We start from the raw sequence: 26,106 nt of genomic DNA, 5'->3' as shown, positions 1-26,106 counted from the left end.
GATACCAATTATCTTTTGTTTAGTTTTCTTAAAAATTCTAGTGATTTTTCTAATTCAATTACCACATAGTCTATTTCTTCTTTTTTATTATATTCAGAAAAACTAAACCGTATAGTTCCCTTTTGCTCCTCTAAATTTCTTCCAAGAGCCTTTAATATTTCACTATTTTTATTAGGGCTTTTAGCTGAACATGCAGAACCCGTAGACACATATATACCTTTTTCTTCTAAGCAGTGAAGCAGTACCTCTCCTTTTACACCCTTGAATGAAGCACTTAGTATATAAGGTGTAAAACTATCTTCTAACTTACTATTAATTATTACATCCTCTAGGCGGGAGAGTTTATCTATAAAATATTTCTTTATCTCTAAAACATTGTTGAAATTCTCATTCTGATTTTTGCACATAATTTGTGCTGCAGTTGCAAATCCAGCAATTCCAGCAAGATTTTCTGTACCTGACCTTAAATTCCTTTCTTGCCCTCCGCCGTTTATCAAGCTAAGAGGTATAAGCCCTTTTCGTACATATGCAAATCCAATTCCTCGAGGACCATGGATTTTATGTGCACTAGTAGATAACAAATCAATTTTATACTTTTCTACATCAATAGTAAGTTTTCCATAACTTTGCACTGCATCTACATGAAACTTAGCCCTATTACTTTTCTCCTTAATTAATTTACCTATAAGTTCAATGTCCTGTATAACCCCTACTTCGTTATTAACATGCATTATACTTACAATTTGAGTATCCTTATTTATGCTATCTATAAGCTGCTTCACATTGATTCTACCATTTTCATCTACATCAATATATGTAACTTTTGTTCCTAAATCTTCTAATACCTTAAATGTGTTTGTTACACTTGGATGTTCAATTTTAGTAGTTATTATATGAGACGTGGACTTAGCAAACCCCTTTATAAGAAAATTATTACTTTCGCTTCCTCCTGATGTAAATATTATTTCCTCGCTTGTAGCATTTATACTACTCGCAATATCTACTCTTATCTCCCTAAGTTTTTGCTCTGCCTTAAACCCTAAACTATGAGCTGATGATGGATTTCCATAGTAATTCCTCATAGCACTACATACCTCCTCAATAACCTCTTCATAAGGCAGGGTAGTTGCACTATTATCTAAATATACTTCCATATTTCTATCTCTCTCCTCTATATTACTCTTAAAAATCAACTAAGGTATCTTGCGAATTCTTAGTAATTCGCTCTGATATAGTTAATTATAAATATGTTAATTATAAATGTCAATTAATTAAATAAATTGGTCACAAAACACAATATAACATATGTTAATAACTTTAATTTTATAGGATAATATTAGTTTTTATGGTAAAATAAAATTATTGGAATTTATAATTTATCTACAGCTAATTAAATAATTCAACAAAATTTGCGAGTTGATTTTGAGGGAGATGTATCTATGAAACCAAATGTTAAAAGTATAAGCATTTACGAATTAAAACCACGTATGATTTTATCGGAAAATTTAATTTTAAACGGATTAACTCTAGTTGCAAAGGAAGTTGTTTTAAACAGCACAACGATTAAGAAAATACTAGAACTCTACCCATTAAATACTATATCCATTTATAATGATGATGAAGAAACGGTAGTTTCTAGTTCACAAACTTTAATTCAAACTGAAAATGTTTTAAATAATTTTTCAAATAGCGTAGATAAATTTCTAAATAACGCAGAAACAAATTCTCAACCAGATTTATCAGACATAAGAAGTATGTCTAAAGAAATCTTAGATAACCTTAACGATTATGGATCTATTTTAAAAAGCATTTCGAGTTCTAGAGATGTAGACGAGTATCTTATAAGACATTGTGTAAACGTTGCATTTTTAAGTTCTATGCTAGGTAAATGGTTGAAGTTATCTAAGAGAGATTTAACACTTTTGACCTATACAGCTTTTCTTCATGATATCGGTAAAACAAAAGTTAACTCAGATATATTGAATAAATCTTCACAACTTACAAAATCAGAATTTGAACAAGTTAAAAAACATTCAGTTTATTCTTATGAGTTTGTAAAAAACATTCCTAACTTAGATACTTCTGTAAGTTTAGGTGTGCTTATGCATCATGAGCGTATAGATGGTTCAGGGTATCCTCTTGGTTTAAAAGAATCTAAAATTAATACTTTTGCAAAAATAATAGGAATTACAGATATGTTTGATGCTATGACCTCTGACAAAGTATATTGCAAAAGACAAAATCCCTTTAAAGTTTTAGAAATTATGCAACATGATTGCATGGGTTTGTTTGATTATAATTATCTAACTACCTTCATAAGGCAAATGTCAAATTACTATACTGGCGAAATGGTAAAGCTTAATGATGGTTCTGTCGGAAAGATAATTAAAATAGATATAAATAATATTTCTAAGCCTCTTATCTCTGTTGATTCATCCTTTATCGATTTAAGTAAAGAAAAAAATATATTTATTACAGAATTCCTACCCTAATCTCTATCATTTTTAAAAATAACAAGGCAAAGATGCCTCATATGTTAAAGGAGTGCTAATCATGAAAAATACAGACAAAAAAAAGAGTATTCTCGCTGATATGTCTTTGCTGCTAGTGGCAATTGTTTGGGGTGGTGGATTTATAGCTGTAAAAGGTGCTTTAGATAGTGTTACACCTTTTTATATTATGACAATGCGTTTTGGTATTTCTACGATAATTATGCTCTTATTTTTCAGAAAGAAAATTAAACACATTACTAAAAATCAGCTAGCGGTTGGAACTTTGGTTGGACTTCTCTTATTCTTAGGCTTTGCTGCTCAAACCATTGGTATGAAATATACTACTGCTGGCAAAAACGCTTTTTTAACCGGAACTAATGTAGTTATTGTGCCCTTTCTTTATTGGGCAATTAGCAAAAGAAAACCAGATACCTATTCATTAGTATCTGCTTTTCTATGTTTTATAGGAATAGGTATGTTAACTCTAGATGGAGGTATATATATCGGCCTTGGTGATGCTTTGACCTTAATATGCGCAGTATTTTTCGCAGCGCATATAGTTTCTGTTGGTTTTTTCACTGAAAAAGTCGGTGCTATAACCCTTGTAATAATACAGCTGGGATCTGCTGCAGTATTCTCTCTTATAGCTGCTTTAATTTATGAACCAATGCCAACGAATTTGAATTCAGATGCAATATTTGCAATTGGTTATTTAGCGATTTTTAGTACAATGTTTGCATTTATTATACAAAATGTAGCACAGAAATATACCACCTCTACTCATGCGGCTATTATTTTATGTTTAGAGTCAGTTTTTGGTTCTATTTTATCTGTTTTAATGCTTAATGAAATATTTACATCAAAAATGGTTATAGGCTGCATAACCATATTTTTAGCGATTATAACAACAGAAACCAAATGGGATTTCTTGAAAAAAAAGAAAATATCTGCTTCTACTTAAACTTAGGTAGTAGGATATAATTAACTTATGTACATGAAAATATTGAGAAGCCCATGGGTAATTACCCATGGGCTTCTTATATCTCAATAATATAATATCTAAATGCATTTATAAGCGTTGTGGTGTTATAAATCATTCTTCTTTCACCTTTTCCATACTCCAAATGCTGGTGACCATAAAAAAAATATTTCGGAGAATATTTATTTAAAACATCTATAAATACTTCAAAGCCTTGATGGCAAGGATCTTTTGCATCCCCCATACCTTTTGCTGGTGAATGGGTTACTAATATATCAAATCCTTTGTTCTTCCATAAACTCAACTTTAGTTTTGCAACTCTTTTTTGCATTTCCTTTTGTGAATATTGAAAAGGACCTTTATTATAGTCAATAGATCCTCCAAGGCCTAGTATTCTAAGATTTTTATACACAAAAATTTTATCATCAATAGGGATACATCCAGCTGGTGGATTGTTTAAGTACCTTGTATCATGATTACCGTTAACATAAATTACTGGTGCTTTAATCATATCAGCTATATATTCTAGATATTCTGCTTTTAAATCTCCACAGGATATTACCAGCTCAATTTCACTAAATCTTTCATAATCAAAGTGATCCCAAATATAGCTATCTTCAATATCTGAAACTAATAATACTTTAACTTTAATCACCTACTTATCTTTTGAGATTCTATTCTTCTTCCCTTGGAAGTTCTCCCACCACATTATCTACAAACCAGTCCATATAAAGCATATCCTCATAGTTTCCTATGTCGCCATCCTTTATTCTGATTTCACCAAAGCTATCCTGCACCGGCCCAGCAAAAGTGTGAAATCTATTTTCAATAATTAATTCTCTCATAATATCTACTAGCTTTTGAGTTTGGATTGGCACATTATGTTTTGAATAAATAATATCCACAAGGCCTGAGTCCATTCCCCACCAAAAGCTTACACGTTTGGATTCAGTGCTAAATATGCCTTTAAAACTACCATTTACGATATTTCTAAGTATTTTTTCGTAAAATTCTCCCCAGTCCCATGTAATTAAACCATAATTTACTTCGGGTATCCATCTTTCCTCTTTTTCACTATATTTTAAAGAATATAAACCAAAGTCTCTTGAACCCTTACCTAAAGCTATTAGGTCATTTTGCATTATAAGATCTGCACCACAGCTCTTAAGGTTTTGAATTAATTCTTTAGAATGATTTACATCCCCTGTTTCATTAAGCCATGAAATCATAACTTTAGCATTAGGATTTACTGTTTTAACACCTAGTGCAAAAGCATTAATTCCTGTTACAATCTCTGTTTCATTATAAATATCTATATATCCTATAACGTTTGATTTTGTAATTGTACCTGCAATAAGGCCCATTAAAAACCTTGGTTCATGAGAGCGTCCGAAATAGGTACTTACATTTCTATAGGCCTTTACTGGTGAACAGTTAAAAAACTTAATATTGTCATATTTTAAAGCTGCTCTCAAAGTTATATTAAGGTAATATGAACATGTAGTAAAAATAATATCATAATCCTCTTCACATAACTCACTTAATCTTTCATAGCTATCACCATCATTTTGAAAATTTTCTATAACAAAAGTTTCAATTTCACTGCCTAATTGTTTCTGAGCGTACATTCTTCCTAAGTTATGAACATAACTCCAACCTGAGGTATCAATTGTTTTTTCAAAAACGAAAGCCACTCTTAACTTTTTATGTGTGGTTACTAAATTTGTAATTGATGTGATAACATTTTTCTTATGCACATCAAAAGGCTGCGTTTGAATATCTACTGCATTATTTTTAGATAGTATCACAAGTTCAGTTAAGAATTTTCCAACTCTTAATTTTCTCTTTCTTTCTATAAATTCTTCTGAAATACCATATATTTTTATATACTCTAGTAATGCATCCCCTGTGGTGATATTTAACTTATCTCCACCTAATTCATAAAAGATATTTCTAAAGGGTGAATAAACATTTTTTAAAAAATGCTCGTATTTATTTGAAAACAAGGTAAGCTTTGGATTATATTCATCCAGATATTTGAAAAGGAGTGGAAAGCTGCCCTCACTTGTAAACCAAATAGCATTTATCCCTGTGCTATTGTTAAAATCTAAAAACTCATAATATATTGTGTTTTTTAAATCCATCTCATCTCTTTTAGGAACTAATCTAGTAATTTCTCCTTCTATTGCATAAGCATCTACATATTTTAATACGCTTACCCTCTTATTTCCTTCCATAACATAGAATTCATTCATGTACTCATAAATTTTAATGGGATCAGTTATTCCATCATTAATATGATGAGTATAGACCGCTTTCCATTTTGTGGAAAACTCACTATCTTCATTAGCTAGTGGAAGAAAATTCATTGCGAAATCCCTACTCCTTGTATAAAAATAAGTTCCTATTATCTTTTTTAATGGAATGCTTTTTATTCCTAAGGGGATCTCTGCTACTATGTCTAGTTTTTTTAAAATACTATCTAAAGATGATATGTGCCCTGAATTTCCTTTTGATATGTCCATGTAATATCTAAGTTTAGCTGATTTACTAGCCTTTTTATATTCATCAACAGCTGAAAAATTCATCCTGCTCACTCCTTAGTGTTTTTATAAATAAGTCTTCAAAAAAATAATCGTCAGTAGGCCAGTCTATTTTTATACCAACATTTGAATAAACACATAATTATAAATTAACTACCACCTTAGAGGCATATGACTTGTGATTATTTTCACTTATATATCCAACCTTGTATGATTTACCTAAACCAGCTGTAGCTATATATACTTTATATTTAGCAATAGCTCTTCTCTTTTGAAAAATGTTTTGTTCTTTTTCAAAAGACTGAATACAATCCTTTTTGATTATAACTGTTTCCCTATGTAATTTTCTAAACCGCATAACAATAAAATCACTACCATAGTACAAACCATTATCCTTAAATCTTATACTGTGGCAAAATAATAAAATCGGAATTAGTAAAAATGCATAGTATCCATAAGGAAGAAATATAGCTATTAGACCTATTATCAAAACCGCCTCTAATAATTTAAATAATAGAAATCCATTTAAAGCTTTTTGGGGTGGAATTCTTAAATCGTAAGTAATATTCATTTCTGGTAAAATATCTTCACAAAACTTATTAAGTACTTTACTTTTAGCAATAGGGCAAATCATTATGCTTTCGCCTTTATCTTTTCCACAACCTATAGTTTCCACCTTTAATGAAAAATAACCTAGTGGTTTTTGAATAATCCCCTCTACTATCGTTAAAGTTTGAATTCCCTTTACCTGAATAGATACTTCCTTTTTATGGAACAACCCATAGGATAGTTTAATAGTGTTGACCTCTCTTATAACTGTATATTTATAATATTTTATTAAAGTTACAATAGTACATACTATCCATGAAATAAATAACATACTAAAAATTATTATATCTCCCACCTTAAAGTAAAAAGCTATTATTATAGATAATCCCACTAGAATAATACTAGCAATTGTTGCCATCATAAATAAATCTTTTAAAGGTGGAGTAAATTCTTTTATGCTCTCTTCAAATTCATTTTCATCTTCGTTTTCGTCATTATTTTTTAATTCTCTCATATACTTCTCTCCTGAATAAATTTTGCAATACTGATCTGAGTTTTCTTTCCTACTTCAATGTCCAAACAAGGAATTACATAAAAACCCCCAGCAGTATGCACATTTAGGTCTATAAGTTTATATTTTTTTAAAATTATTCCTTGCTTTATATCTACGTACTTAACTTTTTTCATAGGAATAACTATATTTTTTTCATTGAATACTCCATATCTTAAAATAATTTTTTGGGCGTCTATTTCATATCTATATTTTTCATATCTATATTTTGACATAAATAAAGAGTTTATTAATATTATTAATGCTAATCCATATATACTAAAAATTATTACATATTTCCATAGATCATTGAACTCTAAAGATATATTTAATGCTACAGCAATTGCTAAAAATATGCCTGTTGCGATTAATCCTTTTATTGTCCATATTTTTCGTGAATATGCTGAAATTTTTTTCATACTAACCTCCGTAAAATTAAATTATATATAATTGCTGTACTTAATATTCTAAAGGTTGCTCTTCTTACAATTTCCTTATTGGGACACTTTGACGGTAATTTACTAATATTTTTTCATCTTAAAAAAACAATTCCCCCCCCCTCGCTCTTCATTTTTTTACATTTGTCTATATGTTATATTAAAATAACATTCCTCTAGTTCCTTATTACCATTATACCTTATTATTATGACATAATTACTATTTAACCTGTTATTTTAGTATTTTAGACTAAAATTCATGTAAAGTCCATTATTAAATTCATTAATAATTAGTGGTTGCAAATCTTTTTTAACCATTTTACAAATCATTTATAAAATAGCTTCAATTTTAATAGATTATACATCAATAAACAAAAGAAACATGGTATAATAAGGTTGTAAGATAACTGGTAAAATAAAATTTTTAAAGGATGGGTAAATATGAACATAGCTTTTTTTCTTACGCCTAAAAATGAAGTTGTTTATGAAAAGCCAAGCTCTACTATGAGGCAAGCATTAGAACGAATGGAGTACCATAGGTATGCTGCTGTGCCCTTAGTAAATGAAAAAGGCCATTATGTAGGTACTTTAACAGAAGGTGATTTATTATGGAAACTAAAGAATACTCCAAATTTAAGTTTTAATGATACAAGTAAAATTTTAATTAGTGATATTCCTATGCACATCTGTAACACAGCAGTATTAATTAATTCAGATATAGAGTGTTTAATATCTCTAGCAAAGGATCAAAACTTTATTCCTGTTGTAGATGATAATAATATTTTTATAGGAATAATTAAAAGAAGTGATATAATAACTTATTGTTTTAATTTATTATACGATAATAACGAAATTAGAGGATTTAAATTAATAGCAACATAACTCACGAGAAATAAACAAAACACCTACACTAGTTTAATAATGAACTGTCTACTTACAGGAGACAGTTCATTATCTAGTATAGGTGTTTTGTTTTATAAAAGGCTGGCAGCTTCCTTATCTAAAATTAGTGTTACATCATTATGTAGCTGCAAGATAGATGCAGGTACTTTAGGACTTATTTTGCCTTTAACTGCTCTTTCTATTGCTTCCGCCTTGCCTATTCCATTGGCAAGTAGAATGATCTTCTTGGAGTTCATTATTGTCTTTATTCCCATACTTATAGCTTTTACTGGCACATCCTCTATGGAGTCAAAAAATCTAGAATTAGCTTCTATAGTTTCTTCATCAAGATTTACTAAATGGGTTTGTGCCTCAAAATTCACATTTGGTTCATTGAATCCAATGTGCCCATTTCCACCTATACCTAGCACTTGCATATCAATGCCGTGAGCTTCTTTTATTTTATCCTCATAGTCTAAGCATACAGCATCAACATTCTCTGCCATACCATTGGGCACATTAATATTTTCCATGTTTATATCTACATGCTTAAATAAATTAACAATCATATAATTATAATAACTTTCATGATTTTCTCTATTAAGTCCATAATATTCGTCCAAGTTAAAGGTTGTAACCTCTTTAAAATCCACTTCATTTTTGCTATATAATGAAATTAATTCCTTATACATTCCAAGTGGAGTATCTCCAGTAGCCAGTCCTAACACACTATTTGGCTTTAGCATTATTTGACTTGCTATCATCATTGCAGCTTTTTTACTCATTTCTTCATAATTATCTACTACTATTATTCTCATATTTGCACCACCTCATAATAATACCCAAAATTTTACTTTTGGGTTTGAAACACTATTTTTCCTTCAACTATTGTTAAACACACATCTATGTTTTCATCAAAAATTACTATATCTGCGTCTAGCCCCACCTCTAAACTTCCCTTTTTATTATCCATATGAATAACCTTTGCTGGAACATTGGATGCCATGGCTACTGCCTCATAGATTTCTAAATCACTTTGGATTATCATATTTTTAACACCCTTATTTAAGGTTAAAACACTTCCTGCCAAAGTACCATCTTGAAGTTTTGCAGCTCCATTTTCAACTATTACCTTCTGTCCACCAAGATCATATATACCACATTTCATGCAGCCAGCCCTCATAGAATCTGTTATAAGTACAATTTTATCCTTTTGCTTTGCATTTATAAGTATATTAAAAATTGCTGGATGAGTATGTATCATATCCGCTATTAACTCACAGGTTATATCACTTGTAAAAATTGCACCTACAATGCCTGGTTTTCTATGATTCAAGGGAGTCATAGCATTGAATGTATGAGTTGCATGGGTTATTCCGTGCTCAATAGCCACAATTGTCTCTTCATAGCTTGCATCTGAATGACCTATTGACAAGGTAATTTCAGAATTTTCTTTTACTTTTTTTATAAAATTATGGTTTTCATCTTTTTCAGGTGCCAAAGTTATAATTTTAATAATATCTAAATAATCAGCTATAACATCATAATTTGGTTCTATAATATTATCTGCCTTCTGAGCTCCTTTGTACTTTTCATTTATGAAAGGTCCCTCCATATGTGCTCCTAAAATCTTTGCCCCCTCATTTTCTGTTGACATTGCTTCTCTTATAGCATCTAGAGCATTATATATACTATCACTATCCATAGTCATTGTAGTAGGTAGATATGCTGTTACCCCATTTGCAGCTATTGTAGTACTTATAACTCTTAAGGCTTCCGAGGTGGCATCCATGGTGTCATAGCCTCCTGAGCCATGAATATGAATATCAATAAATCCAGGTGAAACATATTTACCCTCAGCATCAATTACTTGTAACTCTTCTTTATATTCTTTTTTATACAGAAGGAAACTATCCTCAGTTATAATGTTTGTAATTTGTTTATCAAAAATTATTACACTATCATGCATTATTCTATCTTTCATTATAAGTTTTCCATTAACTATAGCTTTCATTTCCATCACCTCATCATATATTTTAATTTTAAGTCAGTATGCTAGTTATGTTATTTATTTTCATGTATCTAATTATAACAATATTGCCAGTGCCTTAGCTACATTTCCCTTGCTCCTATCTAAGGCTTCTTTTGCTTTTTCAACGGTCACATCGCCTTTAATTTTAACAATGCAAACTTTAGGATCATATTCACAAATTTCTAAAATTTCATCTACGGTGGTATCATCCACACCTGTGGCAAGCTTCACTATTTCCCGTACCCGTTCTTGTAGCTTTTTATTAATAGGTCGTACATTAACCATTAAATTCGAATAAGTTTTGCCCAGTTTAATCATTGCTACTGTGCTTAACATATTTAAAACCATTTTTTGCGCAGTTCCTGCCTTCATTCTAGTAGACCCTAGTATTACTTCTGGTCCAACCTCTATAGCTATAGTAACTTCACAAATATCTTTAATTTTCCCCTTTGAGTTACACATAAGCGCAATGGTTTTACACCCCCTTCCTTTAGCATATTCCATGGCGCGTACAACATAAGGAGTATTTCCACTAGCCGTTATACCTACTAAAACATCTTTTTTATTTATATTTACCACTTTTAAATCATTAATAGCAAGGTCTGGGTCATCCTCTGTATGCTCAAGCCATCCACTTAAGGCTTCCACTCCACCTGAAATAATTCCTTGAACCATAGTATCAGAAACTCCAAAGGTAGGAGGACATTCTGATGCATCCATTACTCCTAATTTCCCACTTGTACCACTGCCAATATAAAAGAGTCTCCCACCTTCTTCAAAGCTTTCAAGGATCAATTCTACTGCTTTTTCTATATTAATAAGCTCTTTGTCAATAGCTATTGCTACCTTTTTATCCTCATCATTTACATTTTTAAGAATTTCATAGGTACTCATTTTGTCTAAATTTAATTCACCCTCACTATTTTTTTTCATAAAACCCTCCCTGCGTACTTTTTAGTATAATAACAACCCTAATTATTTTTCTCTCATTTTAAGTTTATTTGATATTTATACTTATCACTTCTATATATAGCCTTGGTATACTCAATAGGCATTTGATTTTCTAAATAGGTGGTTCGTCTAAATATTAAAGCCAAAGCCGAGTTTTCTTGATTTAGAAGTTTACTTTCATATTCATTTAGCATTGTTGGTTCAATGGTTTGTTTTGCATTATCAGGGTGATATCCATACTTTTCACGAAAGATCTCGTATAATGATTTATTTTCAATAATGTCTTTAGTCATTCCATTAAACAAATAATATGGAAGCCAAGCTGTTTCAATGGCAACTGGTTGTTCATCACTAAATCTCAGTCTTTTAATTTCAATTATTTTATTTTCATCTTCAGGCATTTTCAATTCAAGTCTATATTTTTTTGTTGCTTCTATAATCTTAAATGATAATATTTTAGTTTTTGATACTACGCCATTTTCTTGCATTTGCTCAGTAAAACCTTTAAGATCTGATATTTCACGATTAGCCTTTGCAGTAGACACAAAAGTTCCTTTTCCCTGTTCTCTATAAACTAATCCCTCATTTACTAAGGACATAATAGCCTTATTTACAGTCATTCTGCTAACCCCTTGGATTTCGCAAAGCTCTCTTTCTGTTGGAATTAATTGTCCCGGCTTTAACTCTTCATTTTCTATCATTTCTTGTAGTATTTCTTTTATCTGATAATGAAGCGGTATAGGGTTATCTTTTGAAACTTTTTTCAAGCTTTCCCCTCCTCAATTAACAATAAGTTTTTGTATACATAAGCATAGTTCATATGTTACTATATTGTTATGTTGTCTATACCAATTATATTTCATATCTATATTTTTTACAACCTATTTAAGTTAATAAATAAAAATCTATTATTTCTTTCAATTTGACTATATCAATAAGGAAAATTATCTATTTTAGTAAAAAACAGGAGGTATATTTATGAGTTCCCTTTTTAAAGTTGACTATACAATACAAAAGGTATTTAATAACAATGTTCTACTAGTAACACAAAATAATAAAGAAAAAATACTATTTGGAAAAGGCTTGGGTTTTGGGAAGCATTTAGATGATATACTTTCTTCTGATACAAAAGTAGATAAGATTTTTTCTTTAGACAATAAGACTAATTATCATAATTTTAAAGAACTTGTAACTAATGTTGATGATGAATTAATTGGCCTTTGTGAAGAGATAATATTTATGATATCAAAAGAGCTTAACGAAGATCTAGATGAAAAAATACATATTTCACTTATAGACCATATTTCTTTTACCTTAAAGAGGCTTAAACAAAATGATGAAATTGAAAATCCGTTTTTGGTGGAAACTGAAACACTATATAAAAGAGAATTCGAAATAGCTAAAAAAGCCGTTTCCATGCTTGAAAAGAAAATGAATATAATAATTCCAGATGGTGAAATAGGCTTTATTACACTACACATTCACTCAGCAAGAAATAATGGCAAGCTATCAAATACTATAAAGTATACATTCTTAGCTAATTCTATTATAGAATTAATAGAAGATAGTTTAGATATACAAATTGACAAACGATCAATTGACTATGCCAGATTTATAACTCATCTTCGCTTTGCTATTCAAAGGCTAATTAATAATAACTCTATTAAGAATGAATTATTTGATATAATTAAAGCACAATATAGCGACTCTTATTCCTTAGCTGAAAAAGTTTGTAAGCTTATAGAAGATCAATTGAATTTAACTGTGGTGGAGGATGAAGTTGCATACATTGCTGTGCATATAGAAAAATTAAAAAAGCCGTCTTAGATCTATAAAAATAACCTCCATAAGTATTTTTAGTTTTTAACTACTATTACTTATGGAGGTTATTTAAATTTTTTTAATATTATGGGATTAGTTTATCATTTTTACTTACATAATTTTTTAAATTCATCTGCTACAAATTGTACTTGCACTCCAACAATAACTTGTAAACTTGTTTTACCAGGTCTAATTATACCTGCTACACCTGCAGATTTAATAATTTTTTCATTTACCTTTGTCTGATCTTTTATTTCTAAACGTAATCTAGTTACACAATTATCAATAGATACTACGTTTTCTTTTCCACCAACACCTTTTAAGATAATAGATGCTATTTGTGTAAAATCATTGTTTGCAAGTTTTACATTCATTTCTGCATCGTTGTCATCCTCTTCTCTACCAGGTGTTTTCAAATTAAATTTTACTATTACAAAACGGAATATTACATAATAAATAACAGCGAATGCTAAACCAATTGGAATCAATAAGATTGGATTTTCAGCCATAGGAGCCTTAAAGCTTAAGAACCAATCTACGAAACCTGCACTGAAGTTAAATCCAGCTCTAACTGGTAACAATGCACATACGAAAACAGAAATTCCTGTCAAACCAGCATGAACTACATATAGTCCTGGAGCTAAGAACATGAATGCAAATTCTAATGGTTCTGTAACACCAGTGAAGAAAGAAGATACTGATGCTGCTAATAATAAACCATATACCACTTTCTTTTTCTTGTTTTTAGCTGTATGGTACATAGCTAGCGCTCCTGCTGGTAAACCAAACATCATTACAGGGAAGAATCCAGTCATATACATACCAGTTACTCCTAGTGTTCCTTTACCTTTCCAGAAGTTACCGAGATCATTAATTCCAGCTACATCAAACCAGAATACAGAGTTAAGTGCATGATGAAGACCAGTTGGTATTAACAGTCTATTAAAGAATCCATAAATACCTGCCCCTATAGCACCTGTAGATATAATTGACTTACCAAATGATACCAATCCTCCATAAACTAGAGGCCATATAAAGAATAAAATAAGAGCTGCAAAAATTGATATTCCTGCTGTTACTATAGAGACACTTCTTTTTCCACTAAAAAAACCTAAAGCATCTGGTAATTTAGTACTTTTAAATCTATTGTAACAACTAGCACCAATTAAACCTGATAAAATACCAATAAATTGTGTTTCAATATGGCTAAATGCTGCTGGTACTGCTGCAACTTCAATCCCTTTAAACATTGCTACAGCTCCTGGGGCTAGTAAAGTTGTAATCATAAGCCATGAAACAAGACCTGCAAGTCCTGCTGTACCGTCATTGTCATCTGACATTCCAACAGCTACACCAATTGCAAATAAAATCCCCATGTGATCAATTAGTGAACCGCCGGCTTTAATTAAGAAAGCTGCCGCTACGTTGTTTACTCCCCATCCTGTAGGATCCATCCAATAACCAATACCCATCAAAATACTAGCAACAGGTAGACAAGCTACTGGAAGCATTAATGATTTTCCTAATCTTTGTAAATACTTCATCATAATAAAATTCCTCCCCCTATTTTTAAAAATTTATTTTAAGGATTTTTGACGTCCTTAAATTCAAAATAATTTCATAGTGCCACTCACGTGGCAAGTGGCAAAAGTGACAAGCTTTAGCGTATAGATATTATCCACAGCCACTTGCGCAAGCTGTCTCCTATATAATAAAAAAAAGCCGAAAAGGATAATTAATATTATCCATTTCAGCTTTTGCCCGAATTTAATCGGTTACACGCTTGAAAAACTTCTATTGAATACATAATACTATATATTTTTTATATAATCAATACTTTTTTTTAAATATTTATCTTTATTATTTAATTAGTAACAAGAACTACCAAATCATAATTTAAAAGGGTCATCAGGTTATTAGTTTTCAACTTTCATAGCTCTCATAGAATTTAACACTGCAATTAGAGCAACTCCAACATCACCAAAAACAGCTTCCCACATAGTTGAGATTCCAAAAACGGCTAATACTAAAATAGCTATTTTTACACTTAGTGCAAATATAATATTTTGCATAACAATCCTCTTTGTTTTTTTAGCAATGACAATAGCTTTAGCGATTTTCGATGGTTCATCTGTCATTATCACTATATCTGCAGCTTCTATCGCAGCATCCGACCCTACTCCACCCATGGCTATCCCCACATCTGCTCTTGCAAGCACTGGAGCATCATTAATGCCATCACCTACAAATACTATCTTTCCTTTAGTTGATTTTTCCTTTTGTAGCATTTCTAGCTTCTCGACCTTCTCATGGGGAAGGAGTTCTGAGTAAACTTCATCTACACCTAGAATTCTTCCTATATTTATTGCTATATCTTTATTGTCACCAGTAAGCATTACTATTTTCTTAACGCCCATAGACTTTAAACTAGCTATAGCACGTATAGAATCCTCTTTTATCTCATCAGAAATTATAATACTACCTGCATATTTATTGTCTATAGCTACATATATTACTGTCCCTACATTTTCAGCTTTATTATAGGCAATTTTCTCACTATCCATTAGTTTTGAATTACCAGCTAGCACAAATTTTCCTTTTACTTTAGCTCTAATACCTTTTCCAGCTACTTCTTCCACACCTCTAATGTCATCTTTATTTATATCTTTACCATAAGCTTTCAATATAGATGTTGCAATAGGGTGATTTGAATAGCTTTCTACATAAGCTGTATACTCCAATAATTCTTCTTTGCTTATTTCATTTTCCTCATTAATTTCTGTAACCTCGAATACTCCCTTTGTCAGTGTTCCTGTCTTATCAAAAACCACCACTTCAACACTATTTAATGCCTCCAAGTAGTTTCCACCCTTAACCAAAATCCCGTTCTTGGATGCCCCACCTATTCCTCCAAAAAATCCAAGTGGAATAGATATCACTAAAGCGCAAGGACAAGATACTACTAAAAATACTAATGCTCTATATATCCACTCAGAAAAAGTTGCACCAGGGATTAATAGAGGTGGAATTATTGCAAGTGCTGTTGCACTTATAACTACAATGGGTGTGTAATATCTTGCAAATTTTGTTACAAAGTTTTCAGTTGGCGCTTTTTTACTGCTAGCATTTTGCACTAAATCCAAAATCTTTGCTAAAGTAGACTCTCCAAATTCTTTTTTAACCTCTATAGTTAATAATCCATTTTTATTTATGCATCCAGCTAAAATTTCTTCTCCGCTTTTTATTTGCCTCGGAACCGATTCACCAGTTAAGGCAGCTGTATCTATTAAGGACCTTCCCTCTATAACAATACCATCTAAAGGTACTTTTTCTCCTGGCTTTACTATTATAATATCTCCAATGTGTACCTCATCGGGATCTACTTTCATAATTTTATCTTCAAATTTCTTATTTGCATAATCTGGCCTTATATCCATAAGTGCTGATATAGATTTTCTTGATTTATTTACAGCTACATCTTGGAAAAATTCTCCTACTCGGTAAAAAAGCATAACCCCAACGCCCTCTGGGAATTCTCCGATAGAAAACGCTCCCACTGTAGCCAGGGCCATTAAGAAGTTTTCATCAAACACCTGCCCTCTTAATATATTTTTTACGGCTATCAAAAGTACTCCTCCGCCAATTAATAAATAGCTTGTAAGGAATAATGAAAATTCAACCCAATAATCTAATTTAAATATAACTGCTATAGTGAAAAGCACTACACCTATAGAAAAAGCTATAATTTTTTTTCTACTATTACCTACTTCAACTTGGTTATGGCTATGATTATGGCCCTTTTCCTCATGTTTAAATGTATTTGCAGTCTTTGGTATAAGCACAACATCAGGCTCGATCCTCTTAACTATTTTTTTTATTTCATCTATAATAATTAATATTTTATCTTCGCTTTGAAATTGGATTACTAAGTTTTTACTAATAAAATTTATATTTGCATCAACTACGCCATCTATTCTTTTACAATTAGCCTCCATCTTACTAGCACAATTAGCACAACCTAGCCCTTCTAAAATGAATTCTCTTTTTATTATAGTCCCCATTTTCTCCCCCCTTTTCCAAAATAATTTATGTACTTATAAAGTATGTATTTTGCTATATATTATAAGATATTATTTTAATTCTTTTATGTGTATAAGCCCTTGATCAAAAATTTGTTTAACGTGCTGATCATCCAATGAATAGTACACGACCTTACCTTCGCGTCTATGTTTCACTAGTCTAGCATTTTTAAGTACACGAAGTTGATGCGAAATTGCTGATTGGGTCATATTAACAAGCGCCGCTATATCACAAACACACATTTCACTTTCGAATAACACACAAAGAATTTTAATTCGTGTACTATCCCCAAAAACTTTAAAAAGGTCTGCCAGGTCGTATAGTGTTTCCTCCTGCGGTATTGATTTTCTAACTCTTTCTACCACCTCTTCATGTATAGTAGAACAAGTACAAAACTCTATTTTTTTTACCATTCAATCTCCTCCGTTCATATGAACACATGAATCATTGTTCATATGTTCTATTATATTTCACTGATTAATACTTGTCAACATTTTTCCTTTTTTTCTTGCTCCCTTGGGTGTTGGGTGCTCGCCTTGGGGAGAAGCCTTGGGAAGCCTTGGGGACGGTTAACAAGTATTTGTATTTTAATAATTAGCTTAAGAACATGAATATTCCACTAAAATATTGGCAAAGATTTTAAGAAAAGTTTATATGGAGAGGTGATTTTTCATGTCAAGAAAAAAGAGATCAAAAGCAGCTGATGCTATATTTCATATTATGTGCAAAAGTATCAGCGAGGTAGATTTATTCAGGAATTCCGATGATAAAAAAATGTATCTATCACTAGTAAAAAAATATAAAAATCTCTATAATGTTAAAATTTATGGGTACTGCCTTATGGATAACCATTCCCATTTATTAATTGATGCTAATGGCGCGGATATATCAAAAGTCATGCATGGAATAAATTTTTCTTATGCAATGTATTATAATAAAAAATATGAAAGAACTGGCCCTCTTTTTAAAGATAGATTCAAAAGCATAATAGTTGATAATGACCAATACTTAAAGACCGTATCATTATATATACATAATAATCCTACAGATATTGGTGGATTTAAAGATTGCCCTGAAAAATATGCTTTTTCTAGTTTGGGAATATATATTGGGAAAAGACGAGACCATTTCAACATAGTTGATTATGGATTTGTTTTGGGTTTTTTTGGGGATAACCTTGACACTGCAAGGAAAAACTACTATAGCCTTGTTTTTGGATGCAACGACGAAAAATTAAAAGAAGAAATTGAATTTAAAGATGAAAAAACAGAATATAGAAGTGGAAGGAATGTACTTAATAGGAATTTTACAGTTGAAAATATAATAGAATTTATAGCCTCAAAGATGAATACATCAAAGATTCTTCTTAATGTTAAGTACAATAGAAAGCTTGTACATACAAAAGCGTTAATAATTGTTCTAGTGAAAAGTCTAGGTACTTTTAAGTCAAGTGATATATCCAGCGTGCTTGGTAATATTACACAGTCTAGAATATCCAAGTTAAGCGCTATTGGTATAGAATTAATTTCAACTGAAGAAAAATATAAAAATATTCTTGGGGATTTTATTAACTGTTATTCTTAGCAAATATTCATATGCATGTACTTAGATATTAGGGTTATTATTTAATCTAAGCATATTTATTAATCTTCATTTAAATTATATATTAAAGATAGATATTCATTAATCTCTTGTAATAAAAAAATCAAAGAATATTATAAGTATATTTTAGTTCGCTGAAATAGTACAAGCTTCTAAAAATATTTATTATTTTTAGAAGCTAAATAAAATTAGTCAAACTGAATCAATAATAAATATTAAAACCATTCACTTACATCATTCAATATTTTAAAATTAGTTAAATCATAATGAAGTGGAGTTACAGTTACATACCCCTCTTTAAAGTATAAGGTATCAGAATCCTCCTCATGAATATCTATTAATTCGCCATTAATTTCATACTGAGTTCCATTGTTTTCTCCAGCAGTTCCACTATAGCGGTTGTTATACAATCTACTTCCAATTTTACATACTTTAATCCCTTTTATCTCATTCTTTTTTAGCAATGGAACATTTACATTTAACACAATATCATTTTTAATGTTATGCTGCTTAGCCTTAAGCAGTATCTCTCCCGCATATTTTGAAGCCATTTCATAATTTTCAACATTTTTATTAATCTGCATTGAAATCGCCATAGATGGTACTTTATAAATGGATGCTTCAATAGCTGCAGAAACTGTACCAGAATATAGAACATCCGTACCTAAATTTAAACCTTTATTAATTCCTGATACTACCATATCTATTTCACCTTCAATAAGCTTATTAATTGCGATTTTCACACAGTCAGCTGGTGTTCCATCGACACTAAAAGCTTTTGATTCTAATCCTTCTAACACAATTTTTTTTACAATAAGCGGCCTTGAAAGAGTTATTGAATGTCCACAGGCGCTCCTTTCACTATCTGGTGCTACGATAATTACTTCATGATTTTTTTCCAGCTCTTTTGCTAGTGCATATATCCCTTTTGCATTTATACCATCATCATTTGTCAATAATAATCTCATTTTCATTCCTCCATTTAGTTCACTACAATATTAATTTTTACAATTTAAAACTAGTTAATACCTTTTTAAATAATATGTACTAAAATAGTTTTACTAATTCTTAATAAACCATTAATTAATAATTCTATCTTATATTATATATTTAATAACAATAGATATCTATGGCAAATAACAATTCTACTTTATATCTTTTGAGTACCTAAACTTAAATTAACATGACCCCCTATATCAATTACCTCAATTTCATTATTTCATAATTATAATCATTAGTTGTTAACCGTCCCCATCTATATATAAAAAAAATTGACAGGTACTCTGCCAATTTTTTTATATTGCTTTTATCTCTTTTTAGTTGGTACTGAATGAATACCTTCACCTTTTAACCCTAATACAGCTTCTTCAAAAGCTTCAGATAAAGTTGGATGAGCATGTATCATGCTAGTAATGTCATCTACCTTCATATTATTATTTATAGCCATGGTACCTTCATGAATTAAATCTGATGCATGGGGTCCCATTATATGAACTCCAAGGATTTTATTATCAAGTGAAGATATAACCTTTATCATTCCTTCGCCTTCACCTAGTGCCAAAGCCTTGCCATTAGCACCAAATAAAAACTTACTTGTTTTATACTCTATTGAACTTTCTTTAGCTTCATTTTCTGTAATACCGACGCAAGCTATCTCTGGAAATACAAAAATGCAACTTGGTATTATTTCACTAGAATGTGGAGTAATAAACCCCATAATTTTTTCAGCTACCTTTTTACCTTGGTGTGATGCAACATGCGCAAGCATACTTTTCCCATTAACATCGCCAATAGCATATACCTGCGGGATATTAGTTTCATAATTTTCATCTACCACAATAGCCTTTCTATTAATCAATATACCTAACTTTTCAATATTAAGGCCTTCAGTCATAGGTGTTCGACCAACAGACACAAGTACCTTGTCTGTCATAAACACAATTTCTCCACTTTTGCCTTCTGCAGTTACAATTATTCCATCATTATTCTTCTCAATTCTAATTACCTTTGTATTGGTATTTATACCCATTCCTTTTCTTTTAAGTGAAACACTAAGCCTTTTTGTTAAATCAGTATCCACTTGAGCAAGAATACTAGGCAAAAACTCTATTATAGTTACTTTTGATCCTAAGGCATTAAATATTCCTGCAAACTCCATCCCTATAACCCCACCACCTATAATGGCTAAATTATTAGGAACTTCTTTAAATTCAAGTATACTTTCACTAGTAAATACTCCTGGTAGGTTTATGCCCGGAATATTAGGCATTGATGGAACAGAGCCAGTTGCTATAATTATATTCTTAGATGTTATTTCTCTTATTTCTCCATTCTGAAATAAAATAGAAACTGTATTTCTATCTTTTAGTGAAGCTGTCCCTAAAATTATATCTATATTGTTAGCCTTTAATAATTGTTCTACCCCACTTACCAACTGGTTTACTATTTTGTCTTTTCTATTTTGAATTTCTTCTACGCTAATACTATAACTATCAACTTTTATTCCAAATTCATTAATATTCTTTAAAGTATTTAAGATTTCAGCATTTCTATACAGCACCTTTGTAGGAATACATCCTCTATTTAAACAAGTACCACCAAACTCAGCTTTTTCTATAATACAAACCCGGGCACCAAGCTGAGCTGCTCTAATAGCAGCAACATATCCCCCAGGACCTCCACCAATTATAACTATATCCCTGTCCATCACTATGTCCTTCTCCATCACTGCCCCTCCTATAAGTTGTGTTTATGTATAATATTTTAAATTCACTGTGAGATGAATTAGATAAACTTCGGGATAGTTTATCTATCCCGAAGTTTGTGTTAAATTGTTTTAGTATATTTTAAAACTGGATATCTAGCAGCGCGAACTTCATCAAGCCTTCTAACAACTGTATTATATGGCGCCTTCTTTAGTAACTCAGGATTTTCTTTTGCTTCCTTCGAAATACTTATCATAGCTTCAATAAAAGCATCCATAGTTTCAAGACTTTCTGTTTCTGTAGGTTCTATCATAATTGCATTATCCACAATTAGAGGAAAATATATTGTAGGAGGATGATATCCATAATCTAAAAGTCTCTTAGCAATATCTAAAGTAGTTACTTCGCTCAGTCCTTGTTCTAAGCCACCTAAAACAAATTCGTGTTTGCAAACTTTATCAATTGGCAAATAATAATAGTCCTTCAGTTTGCTTTTCATATAATTTGCATTAAGCACTGCCATTTCACTTGCCTTCTTTAATCCCTCAGCGCCCATTGAGAGTATATAAGTATATGCGCGAACAAGCACTCCAAAATTACCGTAAAAACTCTTTATCTTTCCAATAGATAGTGGTTTATCGTAATTAAGAGTATAGTTTTCTTCTTTCTTTTCTACTATTGGTACAGGTAGATATGGTATCAGTTCTTTTTTAACTCCTACTGGTCCGCTTCCTGGCCCACCACCACCATGAGGTGTAGAAAATGTTTTATGAAGGTTCATATGAACTACATCAAAGCCCATATCTCCTGGTCTTGCCATGCCCATAATGGCATTTAAATTTGCTCCGTCATAATATACAAGCCCTCCAGCTTCATGCACTAGTTTTGATATTTCTTTAATATTCTCATCAAAAAGTCCCAGGGTGTTTGGATTCGTAAGCATTAGCCCTGCTATTTCTTCGTTTAATACTGATTTCAAGCTATCTAAATCTACATTGCCCTTTTCATCAGATTTAATTTCAACAATATCAAAGCCTGCTACATTAGCACTAGCTGGATTAGTTCCATGAGCTGAATCTGGTACTATAATTTTATTCCTTTTAAAATCACCAGCATTTTCATGAAAAGCCTTTATAATAATAAGTCCAGTAAGTTCCCCATGAGCACCTGCCGAAGGTTGGAGCGAAACCTGATCCATGCCACAAACCTCAGCTAATTTTTCACTAAGTTCATACATTAATTGTAATGAGCCTTGTACGGTTTTCTCATTTTGATAAGGATGAATCCCCGTAAATGAAGGAATTGACGCCATATCTTCATTAATTTTCGGGTTATACTTCATAGTACAAGAGCCTAGTGGATAAAAACCAGTATCTACACCATAATTTTTATTAGACAATAAAGTAAAATGCCTTATAACATCTACTTCACTTACTTCCGGAAGTGTTATATCTTTATTGCTTAATAAATGCTGCGGAATCATTTCTCTAATATCGGTACTCTCTACATCACATGGAGGTAATTTATAGGCTTGTCTTCCCTCTTTTGAGATCTCAAATATTAATTTATTATACTCTTTCATTTTATACCCTCCATTGCAGCTGTTAGCGCGTTAATTTCCAATTTTGTTCTTTTTTCTGTTACACACAGTAGCAGAGCATTTTTATGATCCGGGTAATCTTTCTCTATATCATATCCGCCAAGTATATTACTCTCTAATAATTTGTCATTGATAACACTAGCACTTCCATGTCCTTGAATCACAAATTCCTTAAAGAAAGGTTTATCAAATACTGGCTTGTACTTTTCTAGTTTAATAATTTCATCAAAAGCATAGTGTGCCTTTTGCATACTTTGATATGCTACTTCTTTTAATCCCTGTTTTCCCATAGTTATAAGATAAATTGCAGCAGTTAATGCATTTAGCGCCTGATTTGAACATATATTTGAAGATGCTTTTTCGCGTCTTATATGTTGTTCTCTAGCTTGAAGTGTTAATACAAAAGCTCTTTTTCCATCTACATCAACGGTTTGGCCTACAATCCTTCCTGGTATTTTTCTCATAAGTTTTGTAGTTGTTGCCATGAATCCCAAATAAGGTCCGCCAAAATTCATATGGTTTCCAAGAGATTGACCTTCGCCTACCACAATGTCTGCCTTTATTTCTCCCGGAGTTTTTAATATGGCAAGGGATATAGGATCTACACTCATTATTAATAGAGCTTTGTTATCATGAGTAATCTTTTCAACCAACCCCATATCTTCAATTATTCCAAAGAAATTAGGATTTTGAACTATAACTCCTGCCACTCTACTATCTACAAGCTCCTTTAATTTTATAGTATCAGTGACTCCATCCTTTTCATCTACCTCTATTAGTTCTATATTCTTAAATTTCGTGTAGGTATAAAGAACTTTTCTTATTTCAGGATGCACGGTTTTAGATACAATTATAGTTTTTCTTTTTGTGCTTTCAACAGCCATAATAGCCCCTTCAGCACAAGCTGTAGCTCCATCATACATAGATGCATTTGCCACATCTAGTCCTGTTAAATCGCATATTAATGTTTGATATTCAAAAATAGCCTGAAGGGTACCTTGGCTTATCTCAGGTTGATAAGGCGTATATGCTGTGTAGAATTCTGATCTTGAAGTTAAATGCTTTATTATAGAAGGAATATAATGATCGTAAACTCCAGCTCCTAAAAAGCAAACTAATTCCTCCGTGCTTTTATTTTTACCCCAAAGGGTTTTCATGTGTTTTTGCACTTCTAGTTCTGACATAGATGGATTAATATTTAACTCTCTATTTAACTTTACATCATTAGGTATATCTGAGAATAACTCCTGTACCGTTTCTACACCTATGGATTTTAACATTACCTTTTCGTCTTCAAAAGTATTGGATATATATGGAAACATATTACTCCTCCTTACTGCAATATTCAATATATTGCGCTTCGTTCATAAGCCCTTTTATTTCTTCCATATTACTAATTTCTATAAGAAGCATCCAATTTTCATAGCAGTCGTCATTTACTAACACTGGATTATCTACTATATCCTCATTTATACCTATTACCTTCCCACTGAGCGGAATAATCATATCAGAAGCTGCTTTAACAGATTCAATGACCCCAAAAACGTCTCCACTAGTAAATTCTGCATCTATCTCAGGTAGTTCAACAAAAACAATATCTCCTAGTGCATGCTGTGCAAAATCAGAAATTCCTACATATGCCTTATTTCCTTGAATTTTCACCCACTCATGGTCATTGCTATAAAATAATTCTTTTAATGTTTTCATTTTAATCCCCCTAATTTTTTATTTGTGGTAATTTTTTATAGAATTTTTTACTTATTACTTCAGCTTTTAATGGTTTATCCCTAATTACAATTTCTATTTCCGTGCCCAATTCACAATATTTAGAATCAATTAGTGCTAGCCCTATATTTTTCTTTAGTGTAGGCGATAAATATCCAGTCGTTACCACCCCAATTTTTTCTCCTAACACGCGAACTTCATATCCATGTCTTGGAATTCCTCTTTCCTTCATCTCAAAACCTACTAGCTTCCTTTTAAGGCCTTCTTCTTTTTGCTTAACTAGCGCTTCTTTTCCTATAAAGCTGTGCTTTTGAAGTTTCACAAAATAACCAAAGCCCGCTTCCAGTGGCGTAATATCCTGTGATATTTCATTTCCATACAGCGGCAAACAAGCCTCAAATCTTAATGTATCCCTACATCCCAGGCCTGCAGGTAGAAGTCCATCTTCCTTGCCTATTTTTAGTAGTTTATGCCATAAACTTTCTATTTTATCGTTAGAAGTGTATATTTCAAATCCATCCTCACCTGTATATCCAGTTCTTGAAATAAGACATTTTATACCGTCTACCATGACATCTCTTTTACAATAGAAAAACTTAATTTCCTCTAAATCAATATCAGTTATTTTTTGAAGTATCATTTGAGCCTTTGGTCCTTGAATAGCAATTTCTGCCACAACATCTGAGTTATTAGTAATTTCTACATTATATAAGCCCTTATTATGGAGCATCCATTGAAAGTCTTTTTCTATATTTCCTGCATTTATAACAAGATAAAAATGTTCATCAGAAAACTTATATACTAAAAGATCATCAACTACTCCTCCATTTGTATAGCACATAAAAGTATATAGTATTTGATTATCTTTAAGCACCGCTACATCATTTGTAACTAAATTTTGCACAAATTCAAAAGCCTCTGTTCCACTAATATCTACTTCTCCCATGTGTGACACATCGAAAAGCCCAGCATTATACCTTACCGCTTCATGTTCAGAGATTATACCCTCGTATTGTACTGGCATTGCCCATCCACCAAATTCAATTATTTTTCCACCATACTGACTATAAGTATTGTATAAAGGTGTTTTTTTTAAATTTTCCAATTTGATTCCCCCTCCCATTTTTGTAAACATATAAAATAAATATAAAAAAAAGA

The 26,106-nt window shown here is 31.3% G+C and carries 23 protein-coding genes; 5 read left to right on the top strand and 18 right to left on the bottom strand.

What is annotated here, in order from left to right; all coding sequences use genetic code 11:
* Positions 1 to 8: 8 nt before the first annotated feature.
* Complete coding sequence (locus KPL50_RS11605; protein WP_216298630.1) at positions 9 to 1,154, bottom strand: cysteine desulfurase family protein; 1,146 nt, start codon at positions 1,152 to 1,154, stop codon at positions 9 to 11.
* A 285-nt stretch (positions 1,155 to 1,439) separates the two neighbouring features.
* Here KPL50_RS11605 and KPL50_RS11600 point away from each other — a divergent pair, with 285 nt between their 5' ends.
* Both KPL50_RS11600 and KPL50_RS11595 read left to right on the top strand, forming a co-directional pair.
* On the top strand, positions 1,440 to 2,492 hold the full coding sequence (locus tag KPL50_RS11600; RefSeq protein ID WP_216298629.1) for an HD-GYP domain-containing protein: 1,053 nt from the start codon (positions 1,440 to 1,442) through the stop codon (positions 2,490 to 2,492).
* Between the two features lie 61 nt (positions 2,493 to 2,553).
* Positions 2,554 to 3,453, top strand: coding sequence for a DMT family transporter (locus tag KPL50_RS11595; RefSeq protein ID WP_216298628.1), 900 nt, complete (start codon positions 2,554 to 2,556; stop codon positions 3,451 to 3,453).
* A 76-nt stretch (positions 3,454 to 3,529) separates the two neighbouring features.
* On the opposite strand, the gene KPL50_RS11590 is transcribed toward KPL50_RS11595, so the two are convergent.
* The 4 genes from KPL50_RS11590 to KPL50_RS11575 all read right to left on the bottom strand — a co-directional run bounded on the left by KPL50_RS11590 (position 3,530) and on the right by KPL50_RS11575 (position 7,532).
* Complete coding sequence (locus tag KPL50_RS11590) at positions 3,530 to 4,126, bottom strand: metallophosphoesterase (protein WP_309245171.1); 597 nt, start codon at positions 4,124 to 4,126, stop codon at positions 3,530 to 3,532.
* 19 nt (positions 4,127 to 4,145) lie between these two features.
* Entirely contained in the window at positions 4,146 to 6,059 is a 1,914-nt protein-coding gene (locus tag KPL50_RS11585; protein WP_216298627.1) for a BMP family ABC transporter substrate-binding protein, read from the bottom strand.
* 97 nt (positions 6,060 to 6,156) lie between these two features.
* Positions 6,157 to 7,077, bottom strand: a complete 921-nt coding sequence (locus KPL50_RS11580) for a PH domain-containing protein (RefSeq protein ID WP_216298626.1) — start codon at positions 7,075 to 7,077, stop codon at positions 6,157 to 6,159.
* The gene (locus KPL50_RS11575) at positions 7,074 to 7,532 is read right to left on the bottom strand and encodes a PH domain-containing protein (RefSeq protein ID WP_216298625.1); all 459 of its coding nucleotides are present in this window, start codon (positions 7,530 to 7,532) and stop codon (positions 7,074 to 7,076) included. The genes KPL50_RS11580 and KPL50_RS11575 overlap by 4 nt, the downstream gene beginning before the upstream one ends.
* Before the next feature lie 459 nt (positions 7,533 to 7,991).
* On the opposite strand from KPL50_RS11575, the gene KPL50_RS11570 reads away from it, so the two are divergent.
* A complete protein-coding gene (locus KPL50_RS11570; RefSeq protein WP_216298624.1) occupies positions 7,992 to 8,432 on the top strand; it encodes a CBS domain-containing protein in 441 nt (146 codons plus the stop codon).
* Between the two features lie 92 nt (positions 8,433 to 8,524).
* Here KPL50_RS11570 and nagB read toward each other — a convergent pair whose 3' ends face one another.
* The 4 genes from nagB to KPL50_RS11550 all read right to left on the bottom strand — a co-directional run bounded on the left by nagB (position 8,525) and on the right by KPL50_RS11550 (position 12,182).
* On the bottom strand, positions 8,525 to 9,250 hold the full coding sequence (gene nagB, locus KPL50_RS11565; RefSeq protein ID WP_216298623.1) for a glucosamine-6-phosphate deaminase: 726 nt from the start codon (positions 9,248 to 9,250) through the stop codon (positions 8,525 to 8,527).
* Positions 9,251 to 9,282: 32 nt separating this feature from the next.
* The gene (gene nagA / locus KPL50_RS11560) at positions 9,283 to 10,446 is read right to left on the bottom strand and encodes an N-acetylglucosamine-6-phosphate deacetylase (RefSeq protein ID WP_216298622.1); all 1,164 of its coding nucleotides are present in this window, start codon (positions 10,444 to 10,446) and stop codon (positions 9,283 to 9,285) included.
* Positions 10,447 to 10,518: 72 nt separating this feature from the next.
* Positions 10,519 to 11,397, bottom strand: a complete 879-nt coding sequence (gene murQ / locus KPL50_RS11555; protein WP_216298621.1) for an N-acetylmuramic acid 6-phosphate etherase — start codon at positions 11,395 to 11,397, stop codon at positions 10,519 to 10,521.
* A gap of 53 nt (positions 11,398 to 11,450) precedes the next feature.
* Positions 11,451 to 12,182, bottom strand: a complete 732-nt coding sequence (locus KPL50_RS11550; RefSeq protein WP_216298620.1) for a GntR family transcriptional regulator — start codon at positions 12,180 to 12,182, stop codon at positions 11,451 to 11,453.
* A 211-nt stretch (positions 12,183 to 12,393) separates the two neighbouring features.
* Between KPL50_RS11550 and glcT the strand changes: the two genes are divergently transcribed.
* Positions 12,394 to 13,242, top strand: coding sequence for a glucose PTS transporter transcription antiterminator GlcT (gene glcT / locus KPL50_RS11545; protein ID WP_216298619.1), 849 nt, complete (start codon positions 12,394 to 12,396; stop codon positions 13,240 to 13,242).
* A gap of 101 nt (positions 13,243 to 13,343) precedes the next feature.
* On the opposite strand, the gene nagE is transcribed toward glcT, so the two are convergent.
* The 3 genes from nagE to KPL50_RS11530 all read right to left on the bottom strand — a co-directional run bounded on the left by nagE (position 13,344) and on the right by KPL50_RS11530 (position 17,729).
* Positions 13,344 to 14,783: an N-acetylglucosamine-specific PTS transporter subunit IIBC gene (gene nagE, locus KPL50_RS11540; protein WP_216298618.1), complete on the bottom strand. Its 1,440-nt coding sequence runs from the start codon at positions 14,781 to 14,783 to the stop codon at positions 13,344 to 13,346.
* Positions 14,784 to 15,152: 369 nt separating this feature from the next.
* Complete coding sequence (locus KPL50_RS11535) at positions 15,153 to 17,297, bottom strand: heavy metal translocating P-type ATPase (protein ID WP_216298617.1); 2,145 nt, start codon at positions 17,295 to 17,297, stop codon at positions 15,153 to 15,155.
* A 69-nt stretch (positions 17,298 to 17,366) separates the two neighbouring features.
* Positions 17,367 to 17,729, bottom strand: coding sequence for a metalloregulator ArsR/SmtB family transcription factor (locus KPL50_RS11530; RefSeq protein WP_216298616.1), 363 nt, complete (start codon positions 17,727 to 17,729; stop codon positions 17,367 to 17,369).
* A 259-nt stretch (positions 17,730 to 17,988) separates the two neighbouring features.
* Here KPL50_RS11530 and KPL50_RS11525 point away from each other — a divergent pair, with 259 nt between their 5' ends.
* Positions 17,989 to 18,900 (top strand): transposase, encoded by a 912-nt coding sequence (locus KPL50_RS11525; RefSeq protein WP_216298615.1) that lies wholly within the window; start codon positions 17,989 to 17,991, stop codon positions 18,898 to 18,900.
* 233 nt (positions 18,901 to 19,133) lie between these two features.
* On the opposite strand, the gene surE is transcribed toward KPL50_RS11525, so the two are convergent.
* From surE to gcvT, 6 genes are all read right to left on the bottom strand, one after another.
* Positions 19,134 to 19,886: a 5'/3'-nucleotidase SurE gene (gene surE / locus KPL50_RS11520; RefSeq protein WP_216298614.1), complete on the bottom strand. Its 753-nt coding sequence runs from the start codon at positions 19,884 to 19,886 to the stop codon at positions 19,134 to 19,136.
* Between the two features lie 338 nt (positions 19,887 to 20,224).
* Positions 20,225 to 21,643 carry a dihydrolipoyl dehydrogenase gene (gene lpdA / locus KPL50_RS11515; protein WP_253200579.1) on the bottom strand — a complete coding sequence of 473 codons (1,419 nt, stop codon included), beginning with the start codon at positions 21,641 to 21,643 and terminating at the stop codon, positions 20,225 to 20,227.
* Between the two features lie 101 nt (positions 21,644 to 21,744).
* Positions 21,745 to 23,205 (bottom strand): aminomethyl-transferring glycine dehydrogenase subunit GcvPB, encoded by a 1,461-nt coding sequence (gene gcvPB / locus KPL50_RS11510; protein ID WP_216298613.1) that lies wholly within the window; start codon positions 23,203 to 23,205, stop codon positions 21,745 to 21,747.
* A complete protein-coding gene (gene gcvPA / locus KPL50_RS11505) occupies positions 23,202 to 24,545 on the bottom strand; it encodes an aminomethyl-transferring glycine dehydrogenase subunit GcvPA (protein WP_216298612.1) in 1,344 nt (447 codons plus the stop codon). The genes gcvPB and gcvPA overlap by 4 nt, the downstream gene beginning before the upstream one ends.
* Position 24,546: 1 nt before the next feature.
* Positions 24,547 to 24,930, bottom strand: coding sequence for a glycine cleavage system protein GcvH (gcvH, locus tag KPL50_RS11500; protein ID WP_216298611.1), 384 nt, complete (start codon positions 24,928 to 24,930; stop codon positions 24,547 to 24,549).
* A gap of 10 nt (positions 24,931 to 24,940) precedes the next feature.
* Entirely contained in the window at positions 24,941 to 26,053 is a 1,113-nt protein-coding gene (gene gcvT, locus KPL50_RS11495; RefSeq protein WP_216298610.1) for a glycine cleavage system aminomethyltransferase GcvT, read from the bottom strand.
* Positions 26,054 to 26,106 lie beyond the last annotated feature (53 nt).

Source organism: Clostridium sp. CF012 (genome assembly GCF_018861755.1).
Lineage (GTDB): Bacteria > Bacillota > Clostridia > Clostridiales > Clostridiaceae > Clostridium_AD.
Note: the sequence above shows the minus strand (reverse complement) of the source record. Positions and strands in the feature narration are given on the sequence as shown.